Source organism: Streptomyces sp. NPDC054842 (assembly GCF_053611025.1).
Genome location: NZ_JBSGZN010000005.1, coordinates 149,857 through 176,851 on the forward strand (window position 1 = coordinate 149,857; position 26,995 = coordinate 176,851).

The window sequence follows — 26,995 nt, forward strand, 5'->3', positions numbered from 1 at the left end:
CCGAACCCCTCCCTCACCCCGGCTGCCGCGCCGGGCGGATACCCGTACGGGCCCGGCCCGTACGGCTGCGTCTGCCGCGGCGACCGCGTCGGTGCGATCGCCGCGGATCCAGACTGCCTCCGCCGGGCCGGGCCCGCTGAGAGCTGTGGGCCACCGGCCGATTGTGGACAACGGCGCCACCCGAACGAGCCCTTCCGCCCCCGGCCGCGCTCCCTGCCCCACGCACTCCCTGCCGGACGCGTCCCCCGGCGACGGACGCGTCCCCAGCCCCCGAACAGGCCCGGCCCGTACGGCGCCCCCGCCTCCACGCCCGCCCGGATCGCCTTCGTCTCCGCCTCCGCCTACGCCTACGCCCGCGTCCCCACGACCCTCCCGAACTGCTCCCGCACCTCGCGGTACCGCAGCAGTTCCGCCGCCACGGGATCGAGCACCCGGGCCCGTCCGCACCCGGCCGCCGCCTCCCGCAGTCGCCGTTCCGCCTCCAGCCCGTACCTGCGGGCCGGACCGCGCGCGGCCAGTTTGCTGCTCCACTCGACGACGGGACCGCCGACGATGCCCGCCACCATCAGCAGCACCGGCACACCGAGATTGGGCGACATGAATCCGATGATCTGACCCAGCAGCCAGAGGCCGCCGACCACCTGAACGATCGTCATCGACGCCTGCGCGAACACGGCGACGGGCCACCAGCCGGGACGGGGCGGCCGGCCAGGCGGCCCCCCGGCGCGCACCGCCAGCTCGTCGAGCGCCTCAGGGAGCCCCTGAGCGCCCCGTGCGGCCGCCTCGCGCACCGCCTGCGCCCAGGGGGCCGGAAGCCCGTACGCGGCCCTCTCGGCGACCGTACGCACCGCCTGCTCGACGCGCTGGCGTGCGGTGCACTCCTCGTCCGCGGGCGCCCGCACGGGCAGCCGCCCGGTGGGGGGCTCGCGCCGGTCCTGGTACCACCGCCACAGCCGCAGCCAGGGCGTGCCGCAGGCGCGGTTCGCGTTGCGCAGCCAGGCGCGCTCGGCCGCGTCCCCGGCGGCGGTCGCGCCCACCGCGTCCGCCAGCCGGTCGGCGAACTCGTCGCGCGCCTCCTCGCTGAGCCCGGCGCGCCTGCCGGTGGCGTAGACGGGCCACAGCCGGGCCGCGGCCACGTCCAGGTCGGCGGCGATCCGCCGGGCCGCGGCGCCCCGTTCGGCCACGAACTGGCCGAGCGCCTCGCGCAGTTCGCCGACCCCGTCCCCGGTCAGCCCGGACACCGCGAGGACGGTGGCGCCGGGCTCGCCGTACTCGCCCAGCGCGATGCCGTCCTCGTCGAGCAGCCGGCGCAGGTCGTCGAGGACCTGGTCGGCCGCCTCGCCGGGGAGCCGGTCCACCTGGTTGAGGACCACGAAGGTGACCTCCGCGTGCGCGGCCATGGGCCGCAGATAACGCTCGTGGAGCACCGCGTCCGCGTACTTCTCCGGGTCGACCACCCAGATGACCGCGTCGACGAGCGCCAGGATGCGGTCCACGTGCTCCCGGTGCTGAACGGCGGCCGAGTCGTGGTCGGGCAGGTCCACCAGGACGAGCCCGCGCAGCTGCGACTCGGCCTCCGGGCTCTGCAGCGGGCGCCGGCGCAGCCGCCCGGGGATGCCGAGCCGGTCGATGAGCGTGGCGGCGCCGTCGCTCCAGCTGCACGCGATGGGCGCCGCCGTGGTGGGCCTGCGCACACCGGTCTCCGAGATGGCCACCCCGGCGAGGGCGTTGAAGAGCTGTGACTTGCCGCTGCCGGTGGCGCCGGCGATGGCGACCACGGTGTGCTGCCCGGAGAGTTTGCGGCGGGCCGCCGCCTCGTCCAGGACCCGTCCCGCCTCCGCGAGCGTCCTGTTGTCGAGCCGGGCGCGCGAGAGGCCGACCAGCTCGCGCAGGGCGTCGAGCCGCGACCGCAGCGGTCCGTCGTACGCGAGAGGCTCGGGCGGTGCCTGGACGGAGGGCCGGATCTCGACGGCCGGCGCCTCCTGCGGGGTGTCGCTCTCCGACACCCGGCGGGCGATCAGCCCGTCGTCCCAGGCGGGCCCGGACTCCATACCGGCGGCCGGGTCGGAGCGGTCCTCAGCTGTCTTGCCGCCCTTCTCGTCCTTGTCGCCGCGGCCCCTCCTGGTGATGAACCTGATCGGCTTGATCGTCCTGCCGGAGCCGCCCGTGTCCGGGGACGCGGCGGGCCTGTCCGTCTCCGGGCGGGTCAGCAGCGGGCTGCCCTCCTCGCGCTCCACGCGCGCGTGGACGCCGTCGGAGGGGGCCTTCCCGGCGGACCCGTCCCCGGCGGGCTCGCGACCGGGAGGCTCGCCTCCGCCGGCCTCCGCCGGGGACCCGGCCTCGGAACGGACTTCCCCGGGGAGGCCGTTTTCTGACGTGCCGTCCCCGGAGGGGTCGTCTCCGGGACGGTCGGCGTGATCCGTGCGGTCAGTGACGGCGGTCACAGCGGTCACCTCTCCTTCTGCAGTACGGACAGCGCGGCGATGAGTTCGGCCTGGGGTTCCGGGTGGACGTCGAGTGCGTCGAGGGGCGCCAGGCGGCGTTCCCGCTCGGTGTGGAGCGCCTTGTCGAGGTAGTCGGTGAGGAGGCGGCCGCCCCGGTCCCGCAGCCGCAGGGCGCCGTGCGCGCCGATCCGTTCGGCGAGCCCCTCGCCCGCGGCCCGCGCCCGCCGGCCGCCCAGGAGCGTGGTGGCGACCAGCGCGGCCACCACCTCGGCGTCCGGCGCGACGCTCTTGTCGAGGTCGCGGACCTCCTCCTCCGCGTACTCCTCCAGGACCCGCCGCCAGCGCCGTACGGCCAACCCGATGCGGTGCTCGGCGCTCTCCAGGGTCGGATCACGGTCCGTCAGCCCGGGCGCGCCCGCGGCCGGTTCCCGGCGCCAGGCCTCGTCGATCCGCTCGTCGGCGGCGGTGACGGCGCACAGCACGAGGGCCGCGAGGCTCTCCACGAGCGCGTCGAGCAGTTCGCCGGCGGTGCAGTCCAGCGGGTACGCACGCCACCGCTTCAGCGCGTCCCCGGCGAGCACGGCGCCGGACTGCAGACGCCCCCGTACACGCGCGTACTCGCTGTCGTAGGCGCCGTCCACGGCCGCGGTGAGCCGCAGGGCGGCGGCGTACTGGGCGGCGGCCGCACCGGCCAGTTCGGGCATCCGGGACTTCAGCGAGTCGAGGACCCCGTAGGCGGTGCGGGCCATCGCCTCGTGCCGGGCCGCCGGGTCCTGGACGTGGTGGGTGAGCCAGGTCCGCAGCGGCGCGACGGCGGTGGCCGGAAGGAGCCCGCCGCCCCAGGCGGACTCGGGCAGTTCGGGGACGGTGAAGCGGGGCACGTCGCCGAGTCCGGCCTTGGCGAGCAGCGCGCCGTACTGCCGTGACACCTCGGACACCACCTGGTGGGGCACCCGGTCGAGCACGGTGACCAGGGTCGCCCGGTGCTCCTTCGCCGTCCGCAGCAGGTGCCACGGGACGGCGTCGGCGTACCGGGCGGCCGTCGTGACCATCACCCAGATGTCGGCGGCGCAGATGAGTTCGGCGGCGAGGACGCGGTTGTCGGCGACCAGGGAGTCGACGTCGGGTGCGTCCAGGAGGGCCAGGCCCGGGGGCATCGTGTCGGCGGTCTCGATCCGCAGCACCCGTTCACCGCGCTCGACCGGTGGGTGCATGTCGTCGCCCGGCTCCTGATGGGGCACCCACACGCGCGTGAGGTCGGGCAGCACCCGCATCCCGCTGAACCAGTGATGGTCCTCCGGGTGGCAGACGAGCACCGGGGTGCGCGTGGTCGGCCGCAGCACCCCCGCCTCGCTGACCCGGCGGCCCACGAGGGAGTTCACCAGGGTCGACTTGCCGGCCCCGGTGGAACCGCCCACCACGGCCAGCAAGGGCGCTTCGGGGTCTCTCAACCGGGGAACCAGATAGTCGTCGAGCTGTGCGAGCAGTTCGTCGCGGTTGGCACGCGCGCGTGGAGCCCCCGCCAGGGGCAGCGGGAAGCGTGCGGCGGCGACACGGTCGCGCAGGGCGGAGAGTGCGTCGAGCAGCTGAGGCCGTACGTCCAAGGTCACCACATGCGAAGAATGCCCAATTTTGGAGGCTTTCTGAAGCATATGGGTATGTCTGCGCGCCGACAGGACACAGGGGGCGGAAGGGATGACTGGGGCGCAGGCATAACGAGTGCACAACACCCGGCGCCAGAGAGGCCAAAAGCGGTGCACGATTCGTACCTGCCTGCGATTATCAGGACCGCTTCACCGAACCTCCACATCGAGCCACGGAGGGGAAGCACCAAGGGCAAGGACGCGGGAGCCCTATCCTTGTCCCCGGCAAGGTCACGGATCAGCCCACACCCGGGCAGCACCAGGACACAGGCCACCACACCCGGCCCCCGTAGCTCAGTGGATAGAGCAGGCGCCTTCTAAGCGCTTGGCCGCAGGTTCGAGTCCTGCCGGGGGCGCCACTGAGAGCCCTCCTCCCGGGAGGGCCTTTTTGCTGTTCAGGGCACGTGCCTCACGCCATGACGAAGCCCCGGACACTGTCCGACGATCATGGGCGGGTACCTGGGCCGTCCCGCCGTCACCGGGTTCCCGCGGGTGGCCCCGTCGCATACGAGTCGAAGCTTCCGGCGAGCGGCGTCAGCTCGCATCGGACGGGCTCGGGAAGATCCCCACGGCCTCCGAGCGCCGTCTCATGCCGGCCAGTCGCCCTTCGACGCACCGCGCGTAGGCGGCCACCGGTACCGGCACGCCGTCTCGGCCCATTTTCGGCCACCTGGACGGGCGGCACCCCGTCGTCGAGCCGCTTCGTGGGGCGCGGCTTTCAGCGGACCCTTGAGGACAATGGACGCGGTCGTCACCGCAGGCCCGCCGCGGGGTCGCCGTCACCGAGGCCGATCCACCAGTGCCCGTCATCCTTCACCAGCAGCAGATGCACCTTCCCTCAGTAACAGTGGGACTCGACGCGATAAACGAGGAGTCGGTTCCCGCGCAGTGAGATGGTCGGCCTGAATCCAAGGCACCCGCGCGATCGCCCAACGTCGCTCCCGGAACGGTGATCTACGCCGGGCAAGTGGGATCATCCCCGGATGGCCGACGCACGACTGCCCCAGGGGTGGACTCTTGAGCAGATCCGCGATGTCTCAGGGGACCGAGAGGCTGTCGCCCTGGATCCTGATCGGCCGGTGAAGTGGGTCAGCGTCGGTGGGGCACACCAGATGCCGCGCCCAGAGATCGTTCTCGGGTTCCACAGCCTGTGTCTTGTGAAGCCTGTCGAGGACGACGACTGGTACATGGGCAGTCTCTACGACGACGGCAGCATCGATTGCTGGGGAACCTACGGCGACCTGGACGAAGCGCTACGTGGTCTCTAGGAGCCTTGAGCCACGGCTCGGCAAGTGAGGCGCCCGAGTTTCGCCGCCAGCCGCGTCGTCCCCGTACATGCGGGCCTCACCGGTCCCCCACCACCGGCCCCCGCCGCGCTCCTCGCGACCGCCCCCGCCCCTCCCCTGGCCCATCCGCCCCGGCCTCCGGCCGGCCCCCTCCCCCGCCCGGCCCATCGGTCCGGCGCCTCCACCTGCGGGCTCTCCGGGAAGGGTGACGCACCGGTGATCGCCGTTACCCCGGGTGACCGGGCGCGTTGAAGGGGAGTGCGGCCACGCCCGTGCAGCCGCATTCACCGAGTAGAAGGAGAACGTGATGTCTCGCATCGCGAAGGCAGCCACCGTCGCTCTCGGCACCGGCGCCGTGGTGCTCAGCGGGGCCGGCCTGGCCACCGCGGACGCCGGTGCCGGCGCCGCGGCCGCGAACTCGCCCGGCGTCCTGTCCGGCAACGTCCTGCAGGTCCCGGTCCACGTGCCGATCAACCTGTGCGGCAACACCGTCGACGTCATCGGCCTGCTGAACCCGGCCTTCGGCAACTCCTGCGTCAACAAGAGCGACGACAAGCACGACGGCGGCTACGGTCGCTGAACCGGCCTGCATGTGTGCAACGACCCCCGGCAGCGGTACCGCCGGGGGTCTCGCGCGCCGGGCACCGGCTCGCCCCTCGCTACGCGTACCGGTAGATCCGGCTGATGTCCTCCAGCTGATCCGGCGTCACGTCCCAGGGCGGCAGCGCCTCGTGCCGGGCGACGATCCGTCCGTGCTGTGAACTGCCCAGGCCCGGCGGGCGCGCCGGCAGATAGCGCCCTCCCCGGTGCCTGCGCTGCCAGCGGGTCCAGACGAGGTCCACGAAGGCGTGGTGCAGCCAGAAGACGGGGTCGTTGACGGAGGCACCGCCGAGCATGTGCCCGCCGACCCAGCGGTGGACGCGGTTGTGGTTGCGCCAGGCGGCGCTGCCTCTGCCCGGCCCCCATCCCTCCAGCCTGTTCCGGAACCCCCGCTCCGAGGTCGAGTTCCAGGGCTCGGTGTCGTAGACCGGGTCGTCGAGCGCCCGGGCCAGCTCCGCCGCGGTCGGCAGGTGGATCGGGTCTCTCGGGCGACCGAAGTCGCGGGTGAGGTACTCGACGTCGGTCACCCCCTCCGTGATCTTCCACTTGCCGTGCCCGTAGGCGAACGGGCCGGTCATGACCCGGTGGTCGGAGGGCCGCCCGTTGCCGCCGAGCAGGTCGCTCGTCCAGGGGGCGGCGGACGGCGTACGGCTGCGGGTCCAGTCCCAGTAGGGCACGCTCACCGAGGAGTCCACCCGTCGCAGGGCGCGCTCCAGGTCCAGCAGGAACCTGCGGTGCCAGGGCAGGAAGGACGGCGCCATGTGGGCGGTGCGCAGGCCGTCGTCGCCGTCGGAGACGTAGTACTCGATGTGCGTGCGCACGAACTCGTCGTACTCGCCGCGGCGTTTGACCTCCAGCAGCGCGCCCACGAACCGCCGCCGCTCGGCGCGGGTCAGGGAACTGACGTCCCTACGCGTGTACACCATCGTGCCTCCCCCCTGCGGCGGGGCCGCGCAGCCGCTCGGAGGCGCCGAGCACGTCGACGGCGGCGCGCGCCGCGGCGAGCGGGGTGGGGTGGGACTCGTAGTGGTCGACCATGCTCAGATACGAGCCGTCGGCGCGCCGCATCAGATGCAGCGGCCGCCCGTCCACGGTGACCTGCCACTGCCCGCTGTCGTAGGCGGCGCGGCCCGCGACGGACCAGACACCGTGGATGCGGCGGCCGCGGTACGTCTCCTCGAAGGTGTCCGATACGTCGTGCGGGTCGGACACCACCTCGTCGCCCCCCGAGGCCCTGGAGGCCGCCACGACCGGGACCGCGGACACCGCGACGAGCGAGGCGAACAGCGCGCGCATCGCATGCCGGCGGGTTCTGCTCCCGACCTCCACCGGACCGGCCGTACTCACCGGCACTCTGCTGACGGACATCGTTCTCTCCTTGTCGGATCGTGGCGGTGGCCGCCCCGGTGGGACGCGGGCGCCGGGGCCCGGACCACGAACCCCCGGCCCGTCGTCGGGTTAGTCCCCGAGTCCGAGGTTCAGGCCCGGTGCCGTCTGCAGCAGCGGGGTGAGCACGGCCGCCTGGGGCAGCTTCGGGTCGGGCAGGCCGAGGTGGTCGGGGTTGGGCGCGGTCACCGGGGTGTCCACGGACAGGCCGGGGGTGAGGGTCCTGAGGTCGGACGCCGGGGCGTCGACCACCAGGTACTCGAATTCCTGTCCGAGGGCCTGCGGGAGCGGCGCCTGGACGTCCGCACCGACAAGTCCCGCGCTGATCGGCAGCTGCGGGAGGGTGCGCTCGGGCATCAGACGGCCCGTGACGAACCGCGGCCCGTTCGGGCTGCCCGGTACGGGGACCGGCAGTTCCCCGGCAACCTTGGGCAGCTCCATGCCGAGAGCGCGCTCTGCGCCGCCCAGCGGTACCGGGACGGGGACGACGGGAGCCGCGGCAGCGGGCGTCGCGGCGGCGCCGACCGAGGCCGCCACACCGGTCAGGACGGCGGCGAGGGTTGCTCGAGTGGTGGACTTCATCTCAGGTACGGTCCCTTTCAGGATTCGGGGCAATGGGTCCGTACCGCGTAACGATCCCGAGAACGGCATCAGCGAAAGATTCCCCCGACGGACGCAGTAATAGGACCGACGGCCATGCGGCTATCGGATCGGTACGACGATCAGCTCGTCCAGAAGTCCCACCAGCGGGTCAGGATCAGCATGCCGACGACGCCGATGTGCACCGTCGGCAGGACCCAGGTGAACTCGGTGAGGAACTGCCTCGCCCAGCGGGGTGCGGGCAGGAACCGGTTCCGTACGTTGAACGACGTCACGTACCAGAACATGAGGATCGTGGCGACCCACGCCAGACAGCACCACAGGCACAGCGAGTTGATCCGGTACAGCGACTCGAACTGCAGCCACGAGACGAAGCCGACGCCGAACAGCGTCCCCGCGTCCAGGAGCAGCCAGTACCAGCGGGGGAAGACGGCACCGGCGAGCAGGCTGACGCCGACGCAGACGACGACGCCGTAGGCGACCAGTCCGAGCATCGGGTTGGGGAACCCGAAGGCGGACGCCTGGTCGCTCTTCATGATGTTGCCGCAGGAGACGACCGGGTTGAGGCTGCACCCCGGTACGAAGCCCGGGTCCTCCAGCAGCTTGAACTTGTCGATCGTGATGACCCAGGCGGCGAGCAGACCGGCCGCACCGGTGATCACCAGCAGCAGGGCGAACGCACGGCCGCCGCCCACCGCCCGCAGAGGGGACCGGGCACCGGCACCGGTCGCCGGCCCGGAGGTGGCCGCCATCAGCCCTGGGCACCGCGCGCGGGCAGGAGCACGTGCGCCGCGCTGTCGAGGATGTCCTCGTCACCCGCGAAGGCGGCCAGGCTCTCCGGCGCCACGGGCTTGCCGGGCTCGGCGCCGGGCCACGGGCGGGTGGCGAACAGGAAGTAGGCGTAGCCGCGTCGGCCCACGGCGGCGAGCCACTCCGCGGGGACCACGCACCGGGCGTGGAGATACGGCATGTCGACCACGGCCTCACCCCCTTCGACGGCGAGGGTCAGCGGGAGGTCCGGCCGCTGGGAGCCGTCGATGATCTGGTCGCCCGCCAACAGGCCGTTGTCGCCGAGGAGTTGTACGACGGCGGCGGTGGAGGCCTCCGGTCCGCCCGCGCCGTCGCCCAGGGTGTAGGCGAGGAGGTAGGGCATGTCACCGTCGGGGGCCGCGCCGCTGAAGGCCATGACGACGAGCGTGCCGAGTTCTGCGGCGCTGAACGGGCGGGTACGGCTTGAGGCTGAGGTCACCGCAAGACCCTATCCAGGCAACGGAATTCGCCTCGCCGACTCCTCACTCGACAGGGTGACACCAAGGGGCCGACCACCCGAATGAGGGACTGCCGTCGAACAGGGGGAAAGGCCGGCTCCGAGAGTCCGGAACCGGCCCTTCGACGTCATCGTGCCGCCGGGTGCCGGCGCGTCACCTCACCCGCCGGCCGGCGACGTCACTTGTTGACGCACACGTTCCCGGCGGCCGGGTTGAGAACGCCGATGATGTCGACGGTGTTGCCGCAGAGGTTGACCGGTACGTGCACGGGGATCTGCACCACATTGCCGGAGAGGACGCCGGGGGAATTGACGGCGGCACCTTCGGCTTCGGCGTCCGCGAACGCGGTGCCCGCGGCGGCCCCCATGGACATTCCCACGGCGGCCACGAGCAGAGCGGCCTTCTTGACGGTGTTCATCGTCAGTCCTTTCTTGGAGGTTTGCTCCAGCCTATAAACGGCCCCGCAAAGCTTTCCGTAAGGACACGCAATAAAATGAACTGATTAACCGTTGACGGGAAGGCCGCCGAGCAGGGTGTCCGACGGGCTGCTGACCGTGTTCAGGGTCTTCGTCGCGCCGTTCACGGTGCTGAGCGCGGAGTCCTTGTTCTCGGTGTCGAGCGCGTCCGACTGGTGCTTCAGGGGCTGGAGGTCCTCGACGTCCAGCGAACGCTGGCTCGCGATGGTCTCCACTGCGCCGTTCAGGCCGCCGTTCAGGCTGGTGGGCGCGGCGTCGTACGCGAAGGCGGGAGCGGCGGCGCCCGCGGCGACAAGGGAACCGGCAATGACAGCGGCGGCCTTCAGGGGCTTCATCGTGTTCCTTTCTTCGGCAACTCGTGTCGCCAGGAGGAATTCCTTACAGGCACTGCTTATGCCTGGTCTCTCACTTCGCCTGGATAACGAGCCCCGTGGCACCCGGAAACCCCGCGACCGGTAAATTCCTGGACGCCACCCGAATGAACGGCGTGTCTCATTCTCATATAAAACAGCCGTCGGGCCGGGCCTCCCCGGCCCGCCCGACGGCTCGTGCCGCGGTGCTCGTCTCAGGCTCTCGTCCCAAGGCCCAGCATAGAGAGCAGGCCGGTCCGGGGAAGGCGGGAGGAGTCGGGGAGGTGCTGCATGCCCGGCATGCCCGACAGGTTCGACAGGCTCGGCACGTTCGACGGGTCCGAGGTGCTCGACAGGTCCGCCGACTGGACGGAGTCCGGCAGCGCGGACGTGTTCGGCTCCGTCGTGCTGTTCGAGACGACCGTGGAGACGACGACGTCGACGAGACCGGTCACCAGGCCCGTGGCCGCGGGGAGCACCTTGGCGAGGTCTCCCGAGGTGACCGCCTCCAGGAGCCGGTCCAGGCTGCTCCGCAGCTTCGCGAGCGAGCCGTCCGTGACCTTCGTGGCGTCCGCCGCGTCCGTGGCGTCTTCGTTCCCCGCGCCGTCGGCGTCCGCCGGGTCGGACTGCGCCGCGGCGGTGGCCTCTTGCGTGATCCGGGCGATCGCCGCCTCGGCCGCGGCACCGAGTTCCTCCGTCTGCTCGTCGGAGAGCCGGCCGTTGTCCGTCGTGAGCACGGTGTCGAGCAGGTCGGTGACCGGGGTCAGCGGACCGCCGAGTCCGGCGAGGGCCGTGACCTGAGGCAGGAGCCCGTCGGCGCCGGGGACGGGAGCCGCCGCACGGGCGCGCTCACGCGTCGGGTCGCCGTCGGCCGCAAGGGCGGTGGGAGCACCGATCCCGAGCAGGAGCGCGGCGCAGAGTGCGGAGGAGGCGATGCGCCGGGCGGGCATAACACGCATTGATGTTCCCTTCGATGGTCGCGAGAAGCTTGTGATCACCGTGGGATCGGTGATCTTCCCCGGCAACCGGTCCGCCCGCCACCGGTGCCCGCGTGTCGCCGCCCTCGCGGGCGTCGTCGCTGGTGAGGCGCCTTCTCGTCGCGCGGATACCCCCTCCGTCCATTCGGGGCAACGCGGACCGGCCGCCCTCCCGTTAGGGGAGAGCGGCCGGCAGAAGGGTCCGTATATCGGCGTCAGTCGTTGACGCAGACGTTGCCGAACGCGGGGTTCAGCAGGCCGATCACGTCGACGGTGTTGCCGCAGACGTTGACCGGGATGTGGATCGGAACCTGCAGGACGTTGCCCGACAGCACGCCCGGGGAGTTGGCGGCGGCGCCGTGTGCGTCGCTGTCGGCGGCGGCGATGCCGGCGGTGCCCGCCACAGCGGCGGCGGCAACGGAGGTCAGGGCCAGGCCCTTCGCGATACGCGACATGGAGAGGTGCTCCTTGGGGGTCGACACAACATCCGGGCGGATATGCCCGGCGTTGTGTCAACGCGTGGCGCACGCGCGGGTTGTGCCTCCAAAGGAGTGATGTCACAAGTGCCGGGCTTCACCATTCCGACACACTTGGCAGGTTTCACCGATAAATACGGACAAAGGCTAGAGTTGCGCTCCTCCCGAGGCCGCCCGGCACCACGGGACGGACGGGGGAGCCGACCGACACCAGTGCGATCCGCACGCGACAGTCCGTCCGCCGTTCCAGAACCTTCACAGCTCGGAAGGCAACGCCGATCTCATGCGCCATTCCCCGGGTTACCTCCTGCGCCGTGCCGTGGCGGGCTGTCTCGCCCTGACCTCACTGTGCGCGCCGGCCGTCCACGCGAGCACCGCGCCGCCCATCGCGGAGGCCGAGAGCCTCGCGTTCACGCAGCGGTACCACGCCCTCCAGCACGGCGGGATCGTCCGGGCGGCCAACTCGTCCATCAGCTGCCGTACGTCGCCCGCGCCCGGGCGGACCTCCACGCCGGCTCCCTCCGGCACGTCCGCGGGGTCGCCGTGCACGGCCGCGCGAGCGGGCCGGGCGGCCGCGAACGACGACTTCGACATGTTCTACATCGACGTCGACGACGACCCGAACACCTACAACTCCAGCCGGGGCGAGGTCCGTCTGCCGCGGGGCGCGCGGGTGTCGTACGCGCGCCTGTACTGGGGCGGCAACCTGCGCGTGGGTGAGCAGAAGCCGCCGAAGGACAACGCGCGCGTGCTGGTCGCCGAGCCCGGCGGGCGGTACAAGGCCGTGCTCGCGGACACCGTCGTCGGACACCGGGTGGCGCGCGGGGCGGACGCGTTCCAGGCCTCCGTTGACGTCACCGGGCTGGTGCGGGCGAGCGGTGCGGGGCTCTACACGGTGGCGCAGGTCAACGTGGCGATGGGCCGCTCGGCCGCCGGCGCCTGGGGCGGCTGGACACTGGTGGTGGCGTACGAACGGGAGTCGGAACCGGTGCGGCACCTCGCGATGTGGGACGGCTTCGCCCCGCTCGGGCCGGGCGCGGACCAGGTCGTCGGCGTCCGCGGGCTGCCGCTCGCGCCGGGAGCCGGCGGCCGGGCGGGACTGGTGGCCTACAACGGCGACGCCGGGCGTGGCGGGGATTCGCTCATGGTGTCGACCCGGCACGGACGGGTGACGGCGCTCAGCGACGGCGCGAACCCCGCGGACGACGTGCTCAACTCCACGATCAGCGAGCCGGGACCGGCCGTCGCCAGGCGGGCGCCGGCCTTCGTCAACACCCTCGGATACGACTCCGACGTCTTCGATCTGGGGCCGGCTCTGCGGCGCGGCGGTGACCAGTTGGCCTTCCGGCTCGTTGCGCAGCAGGACGCGGCCTGGGCCGGGGCGCTCTTCGTCGCTGTCGACGCCAAGCAGTGACGCGCTCCCGCCGGCGCCGTCCGTGAGCGAGGAACCGCGTATGCCAGTGTCATCGACCGACCCACCGACGCGGGTCCTGCATGTCACCCAGCCGGTCGACGGCGGGGTCGCGCGGGTGGTCACGGACCTGGTGCGGGCGCAGCTCGCCGCCGGACTGCACGTCACGGTCGCCTGCCCGGAGGGCGGCGGGCTCGCCGACACGCTCCGGATGCTCGGCAGTGACGTACGGCGGTGGCGGGCGACGCGTTCGCCGGGCCGCCGGCTGGCGTCGGAGCTGTGGCAGCTCGGCCGGATCGTCGACGAGACGCGGCCGGACGTGGTGCACGCGCACAGCGCCAAGGCCGGGCTCGCGGTGCGGCTCGCCCTGCGCGGCCGGGTGCCGACCGTGTTCCAGCCGCACGCCTGGTCGTTCGAGGCGGTCGGCGGGGTGACCGCCTCGGTAGCGCTGCGCTGGGAGCGGTGGGGGGCCCGCTGGGCGTCGCGGGTGGTGTGCGTCAGCGAGGCGGAGCGCACGACCGGGGCACGGGCCGGCGTGGCCGCCCCCTGGCGGGTGATCCCCAACGGGGTGGACTCGGCGCGCTTCCGTCCGGCGGACGCGCGCAGCGTGCGTTCCGGCATCCCGCTCCTCGCGAAGGCCGGCCCGGCCGGGCCGCTGGTGGTCTGCGTGGGGCGGCTGTGCCGGCAGAAGGGCCAGGACGTCCTGCTGGCGGCGTGGAGTTCGGTGGTCCGGCGGGTGCCGGGGGCCCGCCTGGTGCTGGTCGGGGACGGTCCGGACACCCCCGAACTGCGCGCCGCCGCACCCGACTCCGTGCTGTTCGCGGGGGCCGCCGCCGACGCGGTGCCGTGGTACCAGGCCGCCGATCTGGTGGTGCTGCCGTCCCGCTGGGAGGGGATGGCCCTGGCGCCGCTGGAGGCCATGGCCTGCGAACGCCCCGTCGTGATCACGGATGTCGACGGCGCCCGCGAGAGTCTTCCGCCGGGTCTGAAGGACCGGTGCCTGGTGCCCGCCGAGGCGCCCGGGGCACTGGCCGACGCCCTGTGCGGCCTGCTGTCCGATCCACCGCTGCGGGAGTCGCTCGGCCGTCGCGGCCGGCGCCACGTGCTGGCCACCCACGACGTCCGGCGCACGGCCGACGCCGTCGCCGCCGTGTACGGCGAGCTGCTCGTCGCGGAGCCGTCCCGGCGCCGCAGGGCGTCCGCCGCGGAGCCCGCCGGGCACGCCGAGCGCGCGGAGTTCGCCGCGCGCGGGGCACACAACGAGTGCAGGGAGTCCATCCACACGTGACTGCGGAAAGCACCGTTCCCTCCCCCGGCGGACAGCCACGGGAGCACGGATTCTCGCCCGTCTCGGTCATCCCTCCGCGCGAGGCCGCCGACGGCTTCAGATTTCCCGCCGGCCGGCGGACCTCCGTACGGCGGACCGCGCGGTGGCCGCTGCCCGCGGTGGACGCCGGTGCGGCGGTACTCGCGTCACTGGCGCTCACCGGGACCCAGCGCCATCCGCTCCTCGTCGGCCTGCTGCTGGCCGCCGTGGTCGGCCTGAACGCGCGCGCGTCGCTGTACCGGCCGCCCGCCGTGCCCGCCGTCCTGGACGAACTGCCCGCCGTCTGCGGGCGGATCGTCGTGGGCTGGTGCGTGCTCGCGGCACTGGTCGCGGCGCTCTCGCCGGCCGACGCGCTGTCCGCGCGGACGCTCGCCGCGGGCTGCGCCGCGCAGTCGGCGGCGAGCTGCCTGGGCCGCGGCGCCGTCCACTGGCGGCGGCGCAGGGCCCTGCTCCGCCGCCCCGAGGCGGCCCTGGTGATCGGCCCCGCCGCCACGGCCCGGCGGGTGGCCGCGGCCTTCCTGCGCCACCCGGCCTGCGGGGTGCGGCCGGTCGGCATCGTGGACCGGCAGCCGTCCGGCGGCGAAGGGCTGCCGGTGCTGACGACCGGCGAGGAGGTGCAGCGGGCGCTCATCCAGAACGGCATTCGGACCGTCCTCGTCGTCGGCCGCCGCGCCGAACACGCGCCGCTGCTGCGCGCGTTGGACGAGTCCGGCTGCGCGCTGTGGGAGGTCGACGCCGAATCGCCGTCGTACGACGTGCACGGCGAGCGGCTCGCCGGGTTCTCCTGCCGGCGCGTCAGCGTGGGCGGGCCCCGGGGCGACGCGGGCAAGCGGCTGCTCGACGTGCTGGTCTCGGGGGCGCTGCTGCTCGCGGTCAGTCCGCTGCTGCTGGTCTGCGCGGTGGTGCTGCGGCTCGCCGACGGGCCGGGGGTGGTCTTCCGGCAGGAGCGCATCGGCAAGGACGGACGGCCCTTCACGCTGCTGAAGTTCCGCACGCACCGCCCCGTCGACGCGCACGAGGCGGCGACCCGCTGGAGTGTGGCGAACGAGCACGAGATGAACCCGTTCTGCCGCTTCCTGCGGCGGACCTCGCTGGACGAGCTGCTCCAGCTGTGGAACGTCTTCTGGGGCGACATGAGCCTGGTCGGGCCGCGCCCCGAACGCCCTTACTTCGTCGCCCAGTTCAGCCAGACCTATCCCGGTTACGCGACCCGCCACCGGATGCGGACCGGCATCACCGGGCTCGCCCAGGTGCACGGCCTGCGCGGCGACACCTCCATCGAGGACCGCTGCCGCTTCGACAACGCCTACATCGACAACTGGTCGCTGTGGCAGGACGTCTGCATCCTGCTGCGCACCGCTGTCGCGCTCGTCCGTCCGACGGGGAGCTGAGCAGGTGGCCGTCAGGTGGACGCCCGTCGTGCCGGTGCTGGCGGTGGTCGCGATGCTCGCGCTGCCGGTCGCGCCCGGCGGGGAGGGCGGCGCGACCGTCGCCGACGCCGTCTCCGGGCTCATGGTGGCGTACTGCGTGCTCCGTCTCGTACGGCGGCGGCGACGGCCCCTGACACCGGCCGCCGCCGTGATCCTCGCGCTGCCCGTGGCCGGTTTCGCGGTCGCGGCGGTCGGCGCGGTGTCGCCCGGGGCGGGGCTCACCGGGTTCGCCCGCTACGTACAGATCTTCGTGCTGGTCCCCGCCGCGGTGGTGCTGCTGGTGCGGGACCGGCGCGACTTCCGGCTGCTCGCCTGGTCGTTCGTGGCGCTGGCCCTGTGGCAGGGCGCGATCGGGGTGCGCCAGTACGCGACCGGCACCGGGGCCTCGTACATGGGCGAGGAGATCCGGGCCGTGGGCACGTTCGGGGCGGCGGACGTCATGGGGATGGCGACCGTGGTGGCCTTCGGGCTGGTGTGCGCGGTCGCGATGGCGCTCGGGACCGGGCCCGCCCGGCAGCGGGCCGCCGCGGCGGCCTGCGCGGCGGCGCTGCTCGCGCCGCTCGCGCTGTCCTTCAGCCGCGGCGCGTGGATCGCCACCGCCGTGGCGGTCGGGGCGCAGCTCGTCCTGGCCGGGATGCGGCGCGCGATGAAGGCGGCTCTCGTCGTCACCGCCGCCGCGGTGGTCCTGGTCGGCGGGGTCGGCGTCGGTACGGCGATGCTCCAGGAGCGCATCAGCAGCATCACGCAGGTCACGGACGCGCCCGACCGCTCGGTGACCGACCGCTACACGATGTGGGCCGCCGCCACCGACATGTGGCGGCAGCACCCGGTGAGCGGCGTCGGGCTGAAGGGCTTCCCCGAACACCGGGACGGGCACGCCTCGTTGGCGCTGTCCTCGGGCAGCGACACGGAGGGCGCGGGCGCCGCGTTCCGGCGGCAGCCGCTGCTCTCCCCGCACAACATGTACCTGCTGGTGCTCAGTGAGCAGGGACTCCTGGGACTTCTCGCGCTGGCCGGGAGCTGGCTGGCGCTGCTGGTCTGCGCGGTGCGGGGGCTCGTACGCGTACGGCGCGAGGAGCCGGGCGGTACCGCGGCCGGCGGCGGGAACGGCCTCGACTGCGCGCTCGTCGCGTGCGGGCTGCTCGTCTGGCAGCTGGTGGACTTCGTGTACGGCGACATCGGCGGGCCCTCGACGGTGCTGACGGCCGTCTGCTTCGGGCTCGTGGCCTGGTGGGCGCTGATGGATCCGGCCTCCGCGCGGCCGGCCGGACACCGAGCCGGTCCCGGTGGCGCGGCCGACCGGCTCGGCTCGACGGTGGGCTGCCGCGGGGAGGCGGCGGCGCGATGACGGTGACCCCTCGCCGGGCCGACGACGCGGCGACGCTGCCTCCGGCTCGCACCGGTGCGGACACGGACGCGGCTCCGCAGGGCACGGGTGCCGGTGGCGACACGGCGCCGAGGAGCACGGGTACCGGTACCGGCGCGGCTCTGAACAGCACGAGTACCGGTACCGACGCGGCGGGGCTGAGCACGGGTCCCGGTACCGGTACTGCCGACACGCCCCCGCACAGCACGGCTACCGGTACCGGCGTGGCCCCGCAGAACCCGGGTCCCGGCACCGACACCGGTACCCGCAGGGACGCGGGCGCGGCCGACGGCGCCGGCTCGGCGGGCGGTACCCGTACCGGCGAAGTCGATCCCGCTGGTGCCCGTACCGGTACGGGTGCCAACGAGGTCGGCCCCGCCGGCACCCGTACCGGCACCGGTACCAAGGAGGTCGATCCCGCCGGTACCGGTATCACCGGGGCGTCCTCGCGGCGCTTTCTGGCCAAGGCCGCTCTCGTCACCGTCGGGCTGTCGATCGTGGGCGCCCTGCTGGGCCTCGGCCGGGACCAGGCGCTCGCGCACCTCTTCGGGGCCGGGAGCGAGACGGACGCCTTCCTCGTCGCCTGGACCGTGCCGGAGTTCGCGGCGACGCTGCTCATCGAGGACGGGCTCGCCTTCGTCCTCGTACCGCTGTTCAGCCGGGCTGTGGCGCTGCGGGCCCAGCGGGCCACCGGCGATCCGGTGCGCTCGCTGGTCGCCACCACCCTGCCCCGGCTGGCGCTCGCCTTCGTGGCGGCGGCGGCCCTGCTGATCGCGGGGGCGCCGTACGTCGTCCAGGTGCTGGCGCCGGGACTGCCCGACCCCGCCCCGGCGGTGGACTGCACCCGGCTGACGGCGACCTGCGTACTGAGCTTCGGGCTCGCCGGGTACTGCAGCGCGGCGCTGCGGGCGCACCGCCGGTTCGTCGCGCCCGCCGCCATCTACGTCGCCTACAACACCGGCATCATCGCGACGATGTTCGTCCTCGGCGGGCGCTGGGGGGTGCGGTCGGCGGCGGCCGGGGTCGCGGTGGGCGGCGCCCTCATGGTCGTGACCCAACTGCCGTCCCTGTGGCGGCAGATCTGGGGCCGCGCCCGCGAGGAGCGGCCCGCGACGGCCGACGGCTCCGCGACCGCCGGCGGCACCACCGGCACCACCGGTGGCCCCGGGGCCGGGGACCGGGCGGAGCGCTCGATGGACCTGGTCCTCGTGGCGACGGTGCTCCTCTTCGCGCTGTTCCGGCAGTCCCAGGTGCTCGTCGAGCGGTTCCTCGCCTCGTCGCTCCCGGCGGGCGCCATCTCGCATCTGAACTACGCCCAGAAGGTCGCCCAGATGCCGATGGTGCTGTCGCTGATGCTGTGCACCGTCACCTTCCCGGTGGTGGCGCAGGCGCTCGCGGAGGGCGACACCCGGCGTGCCCGCGACCGGGTGGAGCGCGACCTGGCCCTCGTGTCCTGCACCGTGCTCCTCGGCGCGGCGGCGGTCGTGGCCTGCGCGCCGCAGATGATCCAACTGCTCTTCGAACGCGGCGCGTTCGGCGCCGGTGACACCGCGGCCACCGCCGCCGTGATGCGCGTGTACGCCCTCGGCCTGCTCGGCCACACCCTCGTGGGCGCGCTGGTGCGCTCGTACTTCTCGGCGGGCCGGCCCACCTGGTACCCGATGGGCGCGATGGCGGCGGGGATCGTCACCACCGCCGGCGCCGGGGCGTGGGCGGTCGGCCCCTGGGGCGTGTGCGGGATCGCCGCCGCCAACGCCCTCGGCATCACCCTGTCCGCGCTGCTCCTGCTCGCCGGGATGGGGCGGCACGGCGTGCCGATCCGCACCCGGCGGGTCGTCACCGAGATCGGCCGCCCGGCACGCGCGGCGGTCGCCGCGGCGGCGGCGGGCGCGTTCTGCGCGAGCCGCACCGACTCCGCCCCGGCCGGTCTGGCCGCCGGCGGCACCGCCGTCGTCGTCGTCTTCGTCCTGGTGGCCTGGGCCCTGAACGCCCAGGCCGTCGCACCCGCCCTCCGTTCCGTGACCCGAAGGCTTCCCCATGTCCGTTTCCGTTGACACGGCACGAGCACGACGTGCCACCAGACGCCCCGGCACTCCCCCGTGGGTGGCGATGTACCACTCCGTGGGCGACTGCTCCGACGACCCGTACCGCATCACCGTGACGCCCGGCCGTCTCGACCGGCAGCTGGGCCTGCTGCGCCGGCGCGGTCTGCGGGGCGTGAGCATGGCCGACCTGATCGCGGCGCGCGCCCGCGGCGAGGGACGGGGCCTGGTCGGCCTGACCTTCGACGACGGGTACGCCGACTTCGTGGAGCACGCCCTGCCGGTGCTGCGCCGCCACGACTGCGGGGCCACCCTCTTCGTGCTGCCCGGCCGGCTGGACGGCGACAACGCGTGGGACCCGCTCGGCCCCCGCAAGCCGCTGCTCGGCAAGCAGGGCATCCGGGTCGCCGCCGCGACGGAGGGCATCGAGATCGGCTCGCACGGGCTGACCCACGTCGACCTGACCGCGGCCGACGACGCCGTCCTGCGGGCCGAGGTGGCCGAGAGCCGGGCGCTGCTCGCGGAGCTGATCGGCACCGGCGTCGACGGGTTCTGCTACCCGTACGGCACGGTGGACCAGCGGGTCGTCGACGCCGTACGGGCGGCCGGGTACCGCTACGCCTGCGCGATCGACCCCGGTCCGCTCACCGGCCCGTTCGCGCTGCCCCGCGTCCACGTCGGGCAGAACGACACCGCCGTGCGGCTGCTCCTCAAGCACCGGCTCCACCGGCTGCGCCGCCGCCCCGCCGAGGGGGTCTGATGAAGGCCCTGCACGTCATCACCGGCCTCGGTGTCGGCGGCGCCGAGCAGCAACTGCGACTGCTGCTGCGGCATCTGCCGGTCGACTGCGACGTGGTGACCCTCACCAACCCGGGCAGTGTCGCCGACGGCCTCGCCGACGACGGCGTACGCGTCTTCCACCTGGGGATGACCGGCAACCGCGACCTGTCGGCGCTCCCGCGCCTGGTGAAGCTCATCCGGGCGGGCGGCTACGACCTCGTCCACACCCACCTCTACCGGGCCTGTGTGTACGGCCGGATCGCCGCGCGTCTTGCGGGGGTGAAGGCCGTCGTGGCCACCGAACACTCCCTGGGTGACTCGCAGATGGAGGGGCGGGCGCTCACCACGGGTGTCCGCGCGCTGTACCTCGCCAGCGAACGGCTCGGCAGCGCCACGGTCGCGGTCTCCCCCACCGTCGCCGACCGGCTGCGGCGCTGGGGTGTGCCGGGGCCGCGCATCGAGATCGTGCCGAACGGCATCGACGTGGACCGCTTCCGCTTCGACCCGGTGCTGCGCGAGCGCACCCGGCGGCGCCTCGGACTGCCCGAGGGCGCGTACGTCGTCGGGGGCGTCGGCCGGCTCACCGCGGGCAAGCGGTTCGACGTCCTGGTCCGCGCGCTGGCCGAACTCCCGGACGACTACTGGCTGCTGCTGGTCGGCGGCGGTCCCGAGGAGAGCGTCCTGCGGCGGGCCGCCCAGCGCGCCGGCGTGTCCGACCGTGTCCTGCTCACCGGGGAGCGTCCGACGGGCGGCTTCCCCGGCGCCGACCTGCCGTCGCTGACGGCGGCGATGGACGCGCTGGCCTCGCCGTGCGCGGAGGAGGCGTTCGGGCTCGCCGTCGTCGAGGCGCTGGCCGCCGGACTGCCGGTTGTCTACGTGTCCTGCCCGGCGATCGAGGACCTGCCCCCGGGCGCGGCGCTCGGTGCCCGGCGGGTGCAGGGCGGCGCGGAGTCGTTCGCCCGGGCGCTGGTGAAGGTCCGCGCCGAGGGCCCCCGGCCCCGGACGGCACCCGAGGCCGCCCACCACTACTGCATCACCCGCAGCGCCGCCCAGCTCATGGACGTGTACGCGGCAGCGGTCTCCTGCACCTCATTGGGAGTGAGTTCCTCATGACCGACAACCACACCGGACACCACCGCCCGGCCGGCCGGCCCGGCTCGGCCCTGTCCCGCGCGCGGAGCCTGCCCCCCTGGGGTCTGCTCGCGGCCGGCGCCCTGCTCGGCGGCCTGGCCGGCGGCGCGTACGGAGTGCTGACGCCGCCGACGTACACGGCGACCAGCTATGTCGTGGTCGTACCGGCACCGAAGGCGGACCCGGCGGCGGCGCTCGGCTTCGCGCAGGCGTACGGGCGGGTGGCCACGCAGGTCGCGGTGCTCGGCGACGCCCAGGTGTGGGCCGGGGTGCCCGTCGCGACGCTCCAGGAGAGCGTGCGGACCGCGACCTCGCCGGACGCCCCGATGGTCTCGGTGACGGCGACGTCCCCGCGCCCGGACCTGGCCGCCGACATGGCCAACGCCGTCTCGCGCTCGCTGACCCGGCACGCGAACGACACCAAGAGCAGCACGCACGTGGAGCTGCTCCAGTTCTCGCGCGCGGTGAAGCCGGCCGAGCCGTCGTCGGCGTCGCCCGCGGTGACGGGTCTGGTGGGCGTCGCCGCGGGCGGACTGCTCGGCGGGCTCGCGCTCCTCGTACGGCCCCGGCGGACGGCGGACGATCCGGCCCGCGCCGCGTCCGTGCCCAGTCCGGCCGTCGCCGCCGACGCGCACGGACAGCTGTGAGCACCGAGCGGGCCGCCGGCACCGGGGTCACCGAGGGCACCGCCACCGTCCCGGCGCCCGCCCCCACCCCGGAAGCGGGCCCCGGCACACGGGCGGACGGCACCGGGAGCGCCCTGGTCGCCGAACTCGTCACGGACGTGACCGAGTTCGCCGAGCTGGGTCCGGCCTGGGAGCGCCTGTACCGGCGGTGCTCGGCGGCCACCCCGTTCCAGAGCCACGCCTGGCTGCACTCCTGGTGGCTGTCGTACGGCACCCCGGGCGCGCTCCGCCTCCTCGTGGTCCGCGAGGGCGGCGAACTGCGGGCCGTGGCACCGCTGATGCGGGTGCGCCGCCCGCTGCCCGTCCTCGTTCCGCTCGGCGGGGCGATCTCGGACTACGCGGACGTGCTGCTGGACGACGAGCAGCCCGACCGGGCGGCCTCCGCGCTCGCCTCCGGGCTGGCGGAGGCCGCCCGTACCGCGCTGATCGACTTCCGCGAGGTGCGTCCGGGCGGCGCGGTCGAGCGGATCTACGAGGGATGGAGCGGGCCGCGCAGGAGCGTGCGGGACTCCGTCTGCATGGAGCTGCCGGCCCTGCCGATGGAGGAGCTGCTGGACCGGCTGCCGGCGTCGCGCGCCCAGCGGGCCCGCGCCAAGCTGCGAAAGCTCGCCTCCCTCGGCATCGAGCACCGTGTCGTGGGGCACGACGAGGTGGACGCGGCGCTGCACCGGCTGCTGGAGCTGCACCGGCTGCAGTGGCAGGGCCGCAAGGTGACGTCCGAGCACGTGCGGGCCCGGTTCGCCGCGCATCTGGTGCGGTCGGTGAGCCGGATGGCGCGCTCCGGGGACGCCCTGGTGACGGAGTTCCTGCTGGACGGCACGGTGGTCGCGGTCGATCTGACGCTGCTGTCGCCGGGCCTCGCGGGCGGCTACCTGTACGGCTCGGACCCGCTGCTGCGGGACCGGAAGGCGGACGTGGCCACGATGCTGCTCCAGGCGACCGCGCGGGAGGCGGTCGACGGCAGGCGGAGCGTGCTGAGCCTGCTGCGGGGCGCCGAGTCGTACAAGTACCGCTGGCGCCCCGAGACGGTCGTCAACCGGCGGCTGCTGCTGTCCCGCCGGCGTACGGCGCCGCTGTTCGCGGCCGTCCTGGCCGGGGTGGGCGCCCGCGGTCTGTGCAGGGACCTGGTGCACCGCTGGAGGGAGCGCGGTGGCGACGGGTCCTGAACGGCCCGTCGCCGTGCGGGGACTGCCCGGTGAGGGGCGCGCCCGGCACGCGCCCCTCACGAGGTCACCGGTTGCGCGACCACCAGTCGAAGCGCAGGCAGAGCTTGCCGCCGATCCAGTGCTCGACCCAGTCGCCCAGTTCCACCGGCGAGCAGTTCTCCGGGTGGCCGGGGGTCGGTTTCGTCGGAGGTGTCACCGGGGGCGTCTTGGTCGGCGGGGCCGTGGGGTCGGGCACCGGATCGGTGCGGCCGGAGAGCATCGTCCGGTAGATCTCCGACGCCCTGGGGTTGTCGTCGCACTGCCACACGCCGTGCGGGCAGTAGTCGGTGACGGTGTTGTACAGCGGCTTGTGCTCGTCCATCCACGCGAGCATGCGCTTCATGTACGTCGCGTTGTCGCCGTTGCGGAACAGGCCCCATTCCGGATAGGAAACGGGCTTGCCGTGGGCCTTCGCGAAATCGACGTGCGCCTGGAGGCCGAACGGTTCCTTGACCTGTTCGTCGAATGACAGACCTCGCGGCTGGTCGTACGCGTCCATGCCGATGATGTCGACCGTGTCGTCCCCCGGATAGCACTGCGTCCAGGGAATGGCGTCCCGGCCGCGGTTCGGTGTGAAGTCGAACCGGAATTTCTGGCCCGGCACCGAACGCATGGTCGTGACGATTCTGTTCCAGTACTTCTTCCACGCCTCCGGATCGGGACCGCAGCGATGGGTGTAGGTAATGCCGTTCATCTCCCAGCCGAGCACGACGACGGTGTCCGGCACCTTCAGCGCGACCAGCCGCTCGGCGAGGGCGCGGAAGTGCCGGTCGTACGCGCCGGACGCGCCCTGGGCCAGCAGTTCGCGGACCTCGGCGTCGGGGACGTGCTCCTCGTTGCGCTCCATCATCGGGACGTTGAGGACCAGGAGCCGGTCGGCCTTCTGGCGGCGCCAGTTGGCCCAGGCGTCGAGGAAGCCGGGCGCTCCCTCGATGTTGCTCCAGCGGTCGCCGGGCAGGTAGGTGTGGGCGACGCGCAGTTCGGCGCCGCCGAGCCACTGGCTGAGCCGGGCGATCCGGGCCACGCCGCGGGGGCCGTAGTCGAGGTAGGCGCCGAAGGCGGGGCGGGGGGCCGCGGGTTGCGGCGTGCCGGAGGGCTCGGCCGTCGGTGCCGGCGGGACGGCCGGCGGGGTGACGGGCGGGGTGACGGGCGCGGGGAGCGTCACGGGTCCGGTGCCCGGGGGCGCCGGTGCCGCGGCGGGTGTCGCCGGGGCGGGTGCTGTCGCGGCGGGTTGCGGCGCCGGCGGGTCCACGGCCCTCAGGGCCCCCGTACCCGCGGCGTGCACCGGTCCCGATGCCAGGGCGAGCGACGTGACGATCGCGGCCGCGACGAAAGCCGACCGTCCGGCCCGGGGCCGTTGCTGCTGTGCGGCCATACCTGCTCCTCTCTCCACGCTTCTCCGCTGTCTCTCCGTCGAGCTGTGCGTTCACGCTTCTCTGTTCACTGACACTCAGTCATATGAATGCGAATTCCGCCAACCGAGGTTCGGGCCTTCGAGTGCCCCCATCGCCCGCACGGGTGAACCGATCAGAAGGAAAAGTCCGTGTCGCTTCTCGACAGCCGCGTCCCCGCCGTTCTTCTGCGGATCGACCGGAATCCCTTTCACCACGGGACACTGGGGGCCGTGCGTTCGCTCGGCCGTGCGGGCGTGGACGTGCACCTGGTCGCCGATTCCCTGCGAAGTCCCGTACACAGATCGCGATTTGTGCGGGAGATGCATCCGCCGCCCGCACCCGGCGCGTCCCCTCATGACATCGCCGCCGTGCTGCACCGGGTGGCGGCCCGGATCTCCCGCCCCGCCGTCCTGATCCCCCTGGACGACGCGAGTGCCGTCGCGGTGGGCCATCTGCGCGAGGAGCTGGCTCCGGCCTACCTGCTGCCGCGTCAGCCCGGCGGACTCGCCGAGCGCGTCGCCGACAAGGCGGAACTGGCCGACCTGTGCGCGCGTATGGACATCGCGCACCCGCCGACCCTCGTCCCGGAGAGCCCCGCGCAGGCCGCCGCGGCGGCCTGGCGGCTGGGGATGCCGGTGGTGGCGAAGTGGAGCCGTCCGTGGCGGGTGCCGCCCGGGACCGGGCTGCGCAGCACGGTCCTCGTGCGTTCGGCACAGCAGGCGCAGACGCTGTACCTGCGGGCGGCGGAGGCGGGCAGCCCGCTGCTGCTCCAGGCGTATCTGCCGCCCGGACCCGACCGCGACTGGTTCTTCCACGGGTACGCCGACCGGTCGGGGGCCGTGCGCGCCGGCGGCCCGGGCCGCAAGCTGCGGGCCCGGCCGCGGACCGCCGGACTGACCGCGGTCGGCCAGTGGACCGCGAACCCGGTACTGCGGGCGCTCGCCGAGCGGCTCACCGGGGAGCTGGGCTACCGCGGCATCTTCGACCTCGACTTCCGCCGGGACGGCGCGACCGGCCACTACCACCTGCTGGACTTCAACCCCCGGCCCGGCGCCCAGTTCCGGCTGTTCACCGACGCCACGGGACTGGACGTCGTACGCGCCCAGCACCTGGACCTGACGAACCGTCCGCTGCCGGACCCGGCGCCGCGCCCGGGGCGGACGTTCGTGGCGGAGAACTACGCCCCGCTGACCGCCCTGGGCGCGCCGCCCGGCGGACGGGAGCTGGCCTGGCACGCGTACGACGACCTCCGTCCCGGCCTCGCGCTGTGGACCCTGTGGTCCCGCCACGTGGCCGTGCGCCTGCTGGACCGTGCGCAGGCCCCGCGGCCGGCCGCGCCGCTCCCCCGGCTCGTACGGCAGCCGGACCCGCGCGACCTGGCGGCCGACCGCGTGAGCCCGGCGGGCGACGGCGCGGTCCCGCTGACCGACGACGAGAAAGCGAGCAGCTGCTGATGTACGACCTGCTGGTGGTGGGGGCCGGTCCCTACGGCCTGTCCATCGCCTCCCACGCCGCGGCCGCCGGTCTGGACCTGCGTGTGCTGGGCAGGCCCATGGCGTCCTGGCGGGACCACATGCCCCGCGGGATGTTCCTCAAGTCGGAGCCCTGGGCGTCGAACCTGTCCGACCCCGCGGGCCGGCTGCGCCTGGACGCGTACTGCGCGGAACAGGGCGTCGGGGCCCGGCACGGCGAGCCGATCCCCGTCGAGACGTTCGCCTCGTACGGCCTGTGGTTCGCGCGCCACGCCGTGCCGGGCGTCGACGAGCGCACGGTGACGCGGATCGCGACGGTCCCGGGCGGTTTCGAGGCGGTCACCGAGGACGGCGAGGTGCTGCGCGCGCAAACGGTGGCCCTGGCCGTGGGCGTGCTGCCGTTCACCGAGATCCCGGCGGCGCTGCGCGGTCTCGGCCCGGCGTACGTCTCGCACAGCAGCCACCACAGCGATCTCGGCCGTTTCCGCGGCCGGGACGTCACCGTGGTCGGCGGCGGCCAGGCGGCCCTGGAGACGGCGGCGCTCCTCGCCGAACAGGGCACCCGGGTCCGGGTGGTGGCCCGGGCGGGCCTGCTCCACTGGAACGACGTGCCGCCGCCCTGGGAGCGCCCGTGGACGCAATCGCTGCGCGCCCCGCACAGCGGCCTCGGCTGCGGCTGGCGCAACTGGTTCTACGCCGAGCGCCCGGGGTTGTTCCGCAGGCTCCCGGCGGCCACCCGGGCCCGGGTCGCGGCGACGGCGCTCGGTCCGGCGGGCGCGTGGTGGGTGCGCGACCGGGTGGAGACCGCCGTCGAGGTGCTGCTCGGGCACGAGATCGCGGCGGCGTACGGCGACGGCGGCGCCGTACGCCTGGAGACGGTGAGCCGGACCGGTGAGGCGGCCGTGCTGGACACCGAGCACGTCATCGCGGCCACCGGGTTCCGGGCGGGCTGCGAGCGGCTCGGTCTGCTGGCGGACGACCTGCGGGGAGGTCTGCGCACGGTCGCGGACGGATCGCCCCACGTCGGACGGGACTTCGAGTCCTCGGTGCCCGGACTGTTCATGGCCGGACTGGTGACGGCGGCGGGTTTCGGGCCGGCGATGCGCTTCGTGCACGGCGCCTCGTTCACCGCCGGGACGCTGGTGCGAGGGGTGCGCCGGCGGCTGCGCACCGGGGCGCGGGGCGGGCTGATCCCGGCTCCCGCGCGCCGTTCGCCGGACGCGCTGGACGCGGCCGGGCGCTGAA

At 73.9% G+C, this 26,995-nt stretch carries 25 protein-coding genes and 1 tRNA gene; 14 read left to right on the forward strand and 12 right to left on the reverse strand.

Annotated features, from left to right (window positions below; genetic code table 11):
• Positions 1-347 precede the first annotated feature (347 nt).
• Positions 348-2,444 (reverse strand): GTPase, encoded by a 2,097-nt coding sequence (locus ACWGIS_RS06105; protein WP_453361203.1) that lies wholly within the window; start codon positions 2,442-2,444, stop codon positions 348-350.
• 5 nt (positions 2,445-2,449) lie between these two features.
• Complete coding sequence (locus ACWGIS_RS06110) at positions 2,450-4,057, reverse strand: dynamin family protein (RefSeq protein ID WP_453361204.1); 1,608 nt, start codon at positions 4,055-4,057, stop codon at positions 2,450-2,452.
• A 313-nt stretch (positions 4,058-4,370) separates the two neighbouring features.
• Here ACWGIS_RS06110 and ACWGIS_RS06115 point away from each other — a divergent pair.
• The 3 genes from ACWGIS_RS06115 (at position 4,371) to ACWGIS_RS06125 (ending at position 5,953) form a co-directional block, all read left to right on the forward strand.
• Positions 4,371-4,446 (forward strand) — tRNA-Arg (locus ACWGIS_RS06115).
• A 624-nt stretch (positions 4,447-5,070) separates the two neighbouring features.
• Positions 5,071-5,355, forward strand: a complete 285-nt coding sequence (locus ACWGIS_RS06120; RefSeq protein ID WP_453361205.1) for a hypothetical protein — start codon at positions 5,071-5,073, stop codon at positions 5,353-5,355.
• A 325-nt stretch (positions 5,356-5,680) separates the two neighbouring features.
• Entirely contained in the window at positions 5,681-5,953 is a 273-nt protein-coding gene (locus tag ACWGIS_RS06125; RefSeq protein WP_453361206.1) for a chaplin, read from the forward strand.
• A gap of 79 nt (positions 5,954-6,032) precedes the next feature.
• On the opposite strand, the gene ACWGIS_RS06130 is transcribed toward ACWGIS_RS06125, so the two are convergent.
• From ACWGIS_RS06130 to chpG, 9 genes are all read right to left on the reverse strand, one after another.
• Complete coding sequence (locus ACWGIS_RS06130; RefSeq protein WP_453361207.1) at positions 6,033-6,899, reverse strand: tyrosinase family protein; 867 nt, start codon at positions 6,897-6,899, stop codon at positions 6,033-6,035.
• Complete coding sequence (locus ACWGIS_RS06135; protein WP_453361208.1) at positions 6,883-7,341, reverse strand: tyrosinase family oxidase copper chaperone; 459 nt, start codon at positions 7,339-7,341, stop codon at positions 6,883-6,885. The genes ACWGIS_RS06130 and ACWGIS_RS06135 overlap by 17 nt, the downstream gene beginning before the upstream one ends.
• Before the next feature lie 90 nt (positions 7,342-7,431).
• Positions 7,432-7,941 carry a hypothetical protein gene (locus ACWGIS_RS06140; protein ID WP_453361209.1) on the reverse strand — a complete coding sequence of 170 codons (510 nt, stop codon included), beginning with the start codon at positions 7,939-7,941 and terminating at the stop codon, positions 7,432-7,434.
• Positions 7,942-8,081: 140 nt separating this feature from the next.
• Entirely contained in the window at positions 8,082-8,711 is a 630-nt protein-coding gene (locus ACWGIS_RS06145; protein WP_453361210.1) for a vitamin K epoxide reductase family protein, read from the reverse strand.
• Positions 8,711-9,208, reverse strand: a complete 498-nt coding sequence (locus ACWGIS_RS06150) for a DUF5949 family protein (RefSeq protein ID WP_453361211.1) — start codon at positions 9,206-9,208, stop codon at positions 8,711-8,713. The genes ACWGIS_RS06145 and ACWGIS_RS06150 overlap by 1 nt, the downstream gene beginning before the upstream one ends.
• Before the next feature lie 197 nt (positions 9,209-9,405).
• On the reverse strand, positions 9,406-9,645 hold the full coding sequence (locus tag ACWGIS_RS06155; RefSeq protein ID WP_453361212.1) for a chaplin: 240 nt from the start codon (positions 9,643-9,645) through the stop codon (positions 9,406-9,408).
• 84 nt (positions 9,646-9,729) lie between these two features.
• Positions 9,730-10,038 (reverse strand): hypothetical protein, encoded by a 309-nt coding sequence (locus ACWGIS_RS06160; RefSeq protein WP_453361213.1) that lies wholly within the window; start codon positions 10,036-10,038, stop codon positions 9,730-9,732.
• Positions 10,039-10,268: 230 nt separating this feature from the next.
• Complete coding sequence (locus ACWGIS_RS06165; protein ID WP_453361214.1) at positions 10,269-11,012, reverse strand: hypothetical protein; 744 nt, start codon at positions 11,010-11,012, stop codon at positions 10,269-10,271.
• Positions 11,013-11,245: 233 nt separating this feature from the next.
• Positions 11,246-11,485: a chaplin ChpG gene (gene chpG / locus ACWGIS_RS06170; RefSeq protein ID WP_121402990.1), complete on the reverse strand. Its 240-nt coding sequence runs from the start codon at positions 11,483-11,485 to the stop codon at positions 11,246-11,248.
• 304 nt (positions 11,486-11,789) lie between these two features.
• On the opposite strand from chpG, the gene ACWGIS_RS06175 reads away from it, so the two are divergent.
• The 9 genes from ACWGIS_RS06175 to ACWGIS_RS06215 all read left to right on the forward strand — a co-directional run bounded on the left by ACWGIS_RS06175 (position 11,790) and on the right by ACWGIS_RS06215 (position 22,845).
• Complete coding sequence (locus ACWGIS_RS06175) at positions 11,790-12,920, forward strand: DUF3344 domain-containing protein (protein WP_453361215.1); 1,131 nt, start codon at positions 11,790-11,792, stop codon at positions 12,918-12,920.
• A gap of 40 nt (positions 12,921-12,960) precedes the next feature.
• Positions 12,961-14,205 carry a glycosyltransferase gene (locus tag ACWGIS_RS06180; protein ID WP_453361216.1) on the forward strand — a complete coding sequence of 415 codons (1,245 nt, stop codon included), beginning with the start codon at positions 12,961-12,963 and terminating at the stop codon, positions 14,203-14,205.
• Positions 14,202-15,635, forward strand: coding sequence for an exopolysaccharide biosynthesis polyprenyl glycosylphosphotransferase (locus tag ACWGIS_RS06185; RefSeq protein ID WP_453361217.1), 1,434 nt, complete (start codon positions 14,202-14,204; stop codon positions 15,633-15,635). The genes ACWGIS_RS06180 and ACWGIS_RS06185 overlap by 4 nt, the downstream gene beginning before the upstream one ends.
• Positions 15,636-15,687: 52 nt before the next feature.
• Positions 15,688-17,022 carry an O-antigen ligase family protein gene (locus tag ACWGIS_RS06190; protein ID WP_453361270.1) on the forward strand — a complete coding sequence of 445 codons (1,335 nt, stop codon included), beginning with the start codon at positions 15,688-15,690 and terminating at the stop codon, positions 17,020-17,022.
• 242 nt (positions 17,023-17,264) lie between these two features.
• Entirely contained in the window at positions 17,265-19,094 is a 1,830-nt protein-coding gene (gene murJ, locus ACWGIS_RS06195; RefSeq protein ID WP_453361218.1) for a murein biosynthesis integral membrane protein MurJ, read from the forward strand.
• Positions 19,078-19,842 (forward strand): polysaccharide deacetylase family protein, encoded by a 765-nt coding sequence (locus tag ACWGIS_RS06200; RefSeq protein WP_453361219.1) that lies wholly within the window; start codon positions 19,078-19,080, stop codon positions 19,840-19,842. Before murJ ends, ACWGIS_RS06200 begins: the two co-directional genes overlap by 17 nt.
• A complete protein-coding gene (locus tag ACWGIS_RS06205; protein ID WP_453361220.1) occupies positions 19,842-20,975 on the forward strand; it encodes a glycosyltransferase in 1,134 nt (377 codons plus the stop codon). Before ACWGIS_RS06200 ends, ACWGIS_RS06205 begins: the two co-directional genes overlap by 1 nt.
• Positions 20,972-21,640 (forward strand): lipopolysaccharide biosynthesis protein, encoded by a 669-nt coding sequence (locus ACWGIS_RS06210; protein ID WP_453361221.1) that lies wholly within the window; start codon positions 20,972-20,974, stop codon positions 21,638-21,640. Before ACWGIS_RS06205 ends, ACWGIS_RS06210 begins: the two co-directional genes overlap by 4 nt.
• 113 nt (positions 21,641-21,753) lie before the next feature.
• Complete coding sequence (locus ACWGIS_RS06215; protein ID WP_453361271.1) at positions 21,754-22,845, forward strand: GNAT family N-acetyltransferase; 1,092 nt, start codon at positions 21,754-21,756, stop codon at positions 22,843-22,845.
• A gap of 64 nt (positions 22,846-22,909) precedes the next feature.
• Here ACWGIS_RS06215 and ACWGIS_RS06220 read toward each other — a convergent pair whose 3' ends face one another.
• Positions 22,910-24,259, reverse strand: coding sequence for a glycoside hydrolase family 26 protein (locus tag ACWGIS_RS06220; RefSeq protein ID WP_453361222.1), 1,350 nt, complete (start codon positions 24,257-24,259; stop codon positions 22,910-22,912).
• A gap of 168 nt (positions 24,260-24,427) precedes the next feature.
• Here ACWGIS_RS06220 and ACWGIS_RS06225 point away from each other — a divergent pair, with 168 nt between their 5' ends.
• On the forward strand, positions 24,428-25,732 hold the full coding sequence (locus ACWGIS_RS06225; protein ID WP_453361223.1) for a carboxylate--amine ligase: 1,305 nt from the start codon (positions 24,428-24,430) through the stop codon (positions 25,730-25,732).
• On the forward strand, positions 25,732-26,994 hold the full coding sequence (locus ACWGIS_RS06230; RefSeq protein ID WP_453361224.1) for an NAD(P)-binding domain-containing protein: 1,263 nt from the start codon (positions 25,732-25,734) through the stop codon (positions 26,992-26,994). The genes ACWGIS_RS06225 and ACWGIS_RS06230 overlap by 1 nt, the downstream gene beginning before the upstream one ends.
• Position 26,995: the final 1 nt, after the last annotated feature.

Bases quoted from the DNA above. Each gene is read 5' to 3' on its own strand.
- ACWGIS_RS06130 (WP_453361207.1), bottom strand. From the start codon at position 6,899: ATGGTGTACACGCGTAGGGACGTCAGTTCCCTGACCCGCGCCGAGCGG.
- ACWGIS_RS06165 (WP_453361214.1), bottom strand. From the start codon at position 11,012: ATGCGTGTTATGCCCGCCCGGCGCATCGCCTCCTCCGCACTCTGCGCC.
- ACWGIS_RS06200 (WP_453361219.1), top strand. From the start codon at position 19,078: ATGTCCGTTTCCGTTGACACGGCACGAGCACGACGTGCCACCAGACGC.
- ACWGIS_RS06220 (WP_453361222.1), bottom strand. From the start codon at position 24,259: ATGGCCGCACAGCAGCAACGGCCCCGGGCCGGACGGTCGGCTTTCGTC.
- ACWGIS_RS06140 (WP_453361209.1), bottom strand. From the start codon at position 7,941: ATGAAGTCCACCACTCGAGCAACCCTCGCCGCCGTCCTGACCGGTGTG.
- ACWGIS_RS06125 (WP_453361206.1), top strand. From the start codon at position 5,681: ATGTCTCGCATCGCGAAGGCAGCCACCGTCGCTCTCGGCACCGGCGCC.
- chpG (WP_121402990.1), bottom strand. From the start codon at position 11,485: ATGTCGCGTATCGCGAAGGGCCTGGCCCTGACCTCCGTTGCCGCCGCC.
- ACWGIS_RS06135 (WP_453361208.1), bottom strand. From the start codon at position 7,341: ATGTCCGTCAGCAGAGTGCCGGTGAGTACGGCCGGTCCGGTGGAGGTC.
- ACWGIS_RS06145 (WP_453361210.1), bottom strand. From the start codon at position 8,711: ATGGCGGCCACCTCCGGGCCGGCGACCGGTGCCGGTGCCCGGTCCCCT.
- ACWGIS_RS06175 (WP_453361215.1), top strand. From the start codon at position 11,790: ATGCGCCATTCCCCGGGTTACCTCCTGCGCCGTGCCGTGGCGGGCTGT.
- ACWGIS_RS06230 (WP_453361224.1), top strand. From the start codon at position 25,732: ATGTACGACCTGCTGGTGGTGGGGGCCGGTCCCTACGGCCTGTCCATC.
- ACWGIS_RS06155 (WP_453361212.1), bottom strand. From the start codon at position 9,645: ATGAACACCGTCAAGAAGGCCGCTCTGCTCGTGGCCGCCGTGGGAATG.
- ACWGIS_RS06210 (WP_453361221.1), top strand. From the start codon at position 20,972: ATGACCGACAACCACACCGGACACCACCGCCCGGCCGGCCGGCCCGGC.
- ACWGIS_RS06205 (WP_453361220.1), top strand. From the start codon at position 19,842: ATGAAGGCCCTGCACGTCATCACCGGCCTCGGTGTCGGCGGCGCCGAG.
- ACWGIS_RS06160 (WP_453361213.1), bottom strand. From the start codon at position 10,038: ATGAAGCCCCTGAAGGCCGCCGCTGTCATTGCCGGTTCCCTTGTCGCC.
- ACWGIS_RS06180 (WP_453361216.1), top strand. From the start codon at position 12,961: ATGCCAGTGTCATCGACCGACCCACCGACGCGGGTCCTGCATGTCACC.
- ACWGIS_RS06190 (WP_453361270.1), top strand. From the start codon at position 15,688: ATGCTCGCGCTGCCGGTCGCGCCCGGCGGGGAGGGCGGCGCGACCGTC.
- ACWGIS_RS06120 (WP_453361205.1), top strand. From the start codon at position 5,071: ATGGCCGACGCACGACTGCCCCAGGGGTGGACTCTTGAGCAGATCCGC.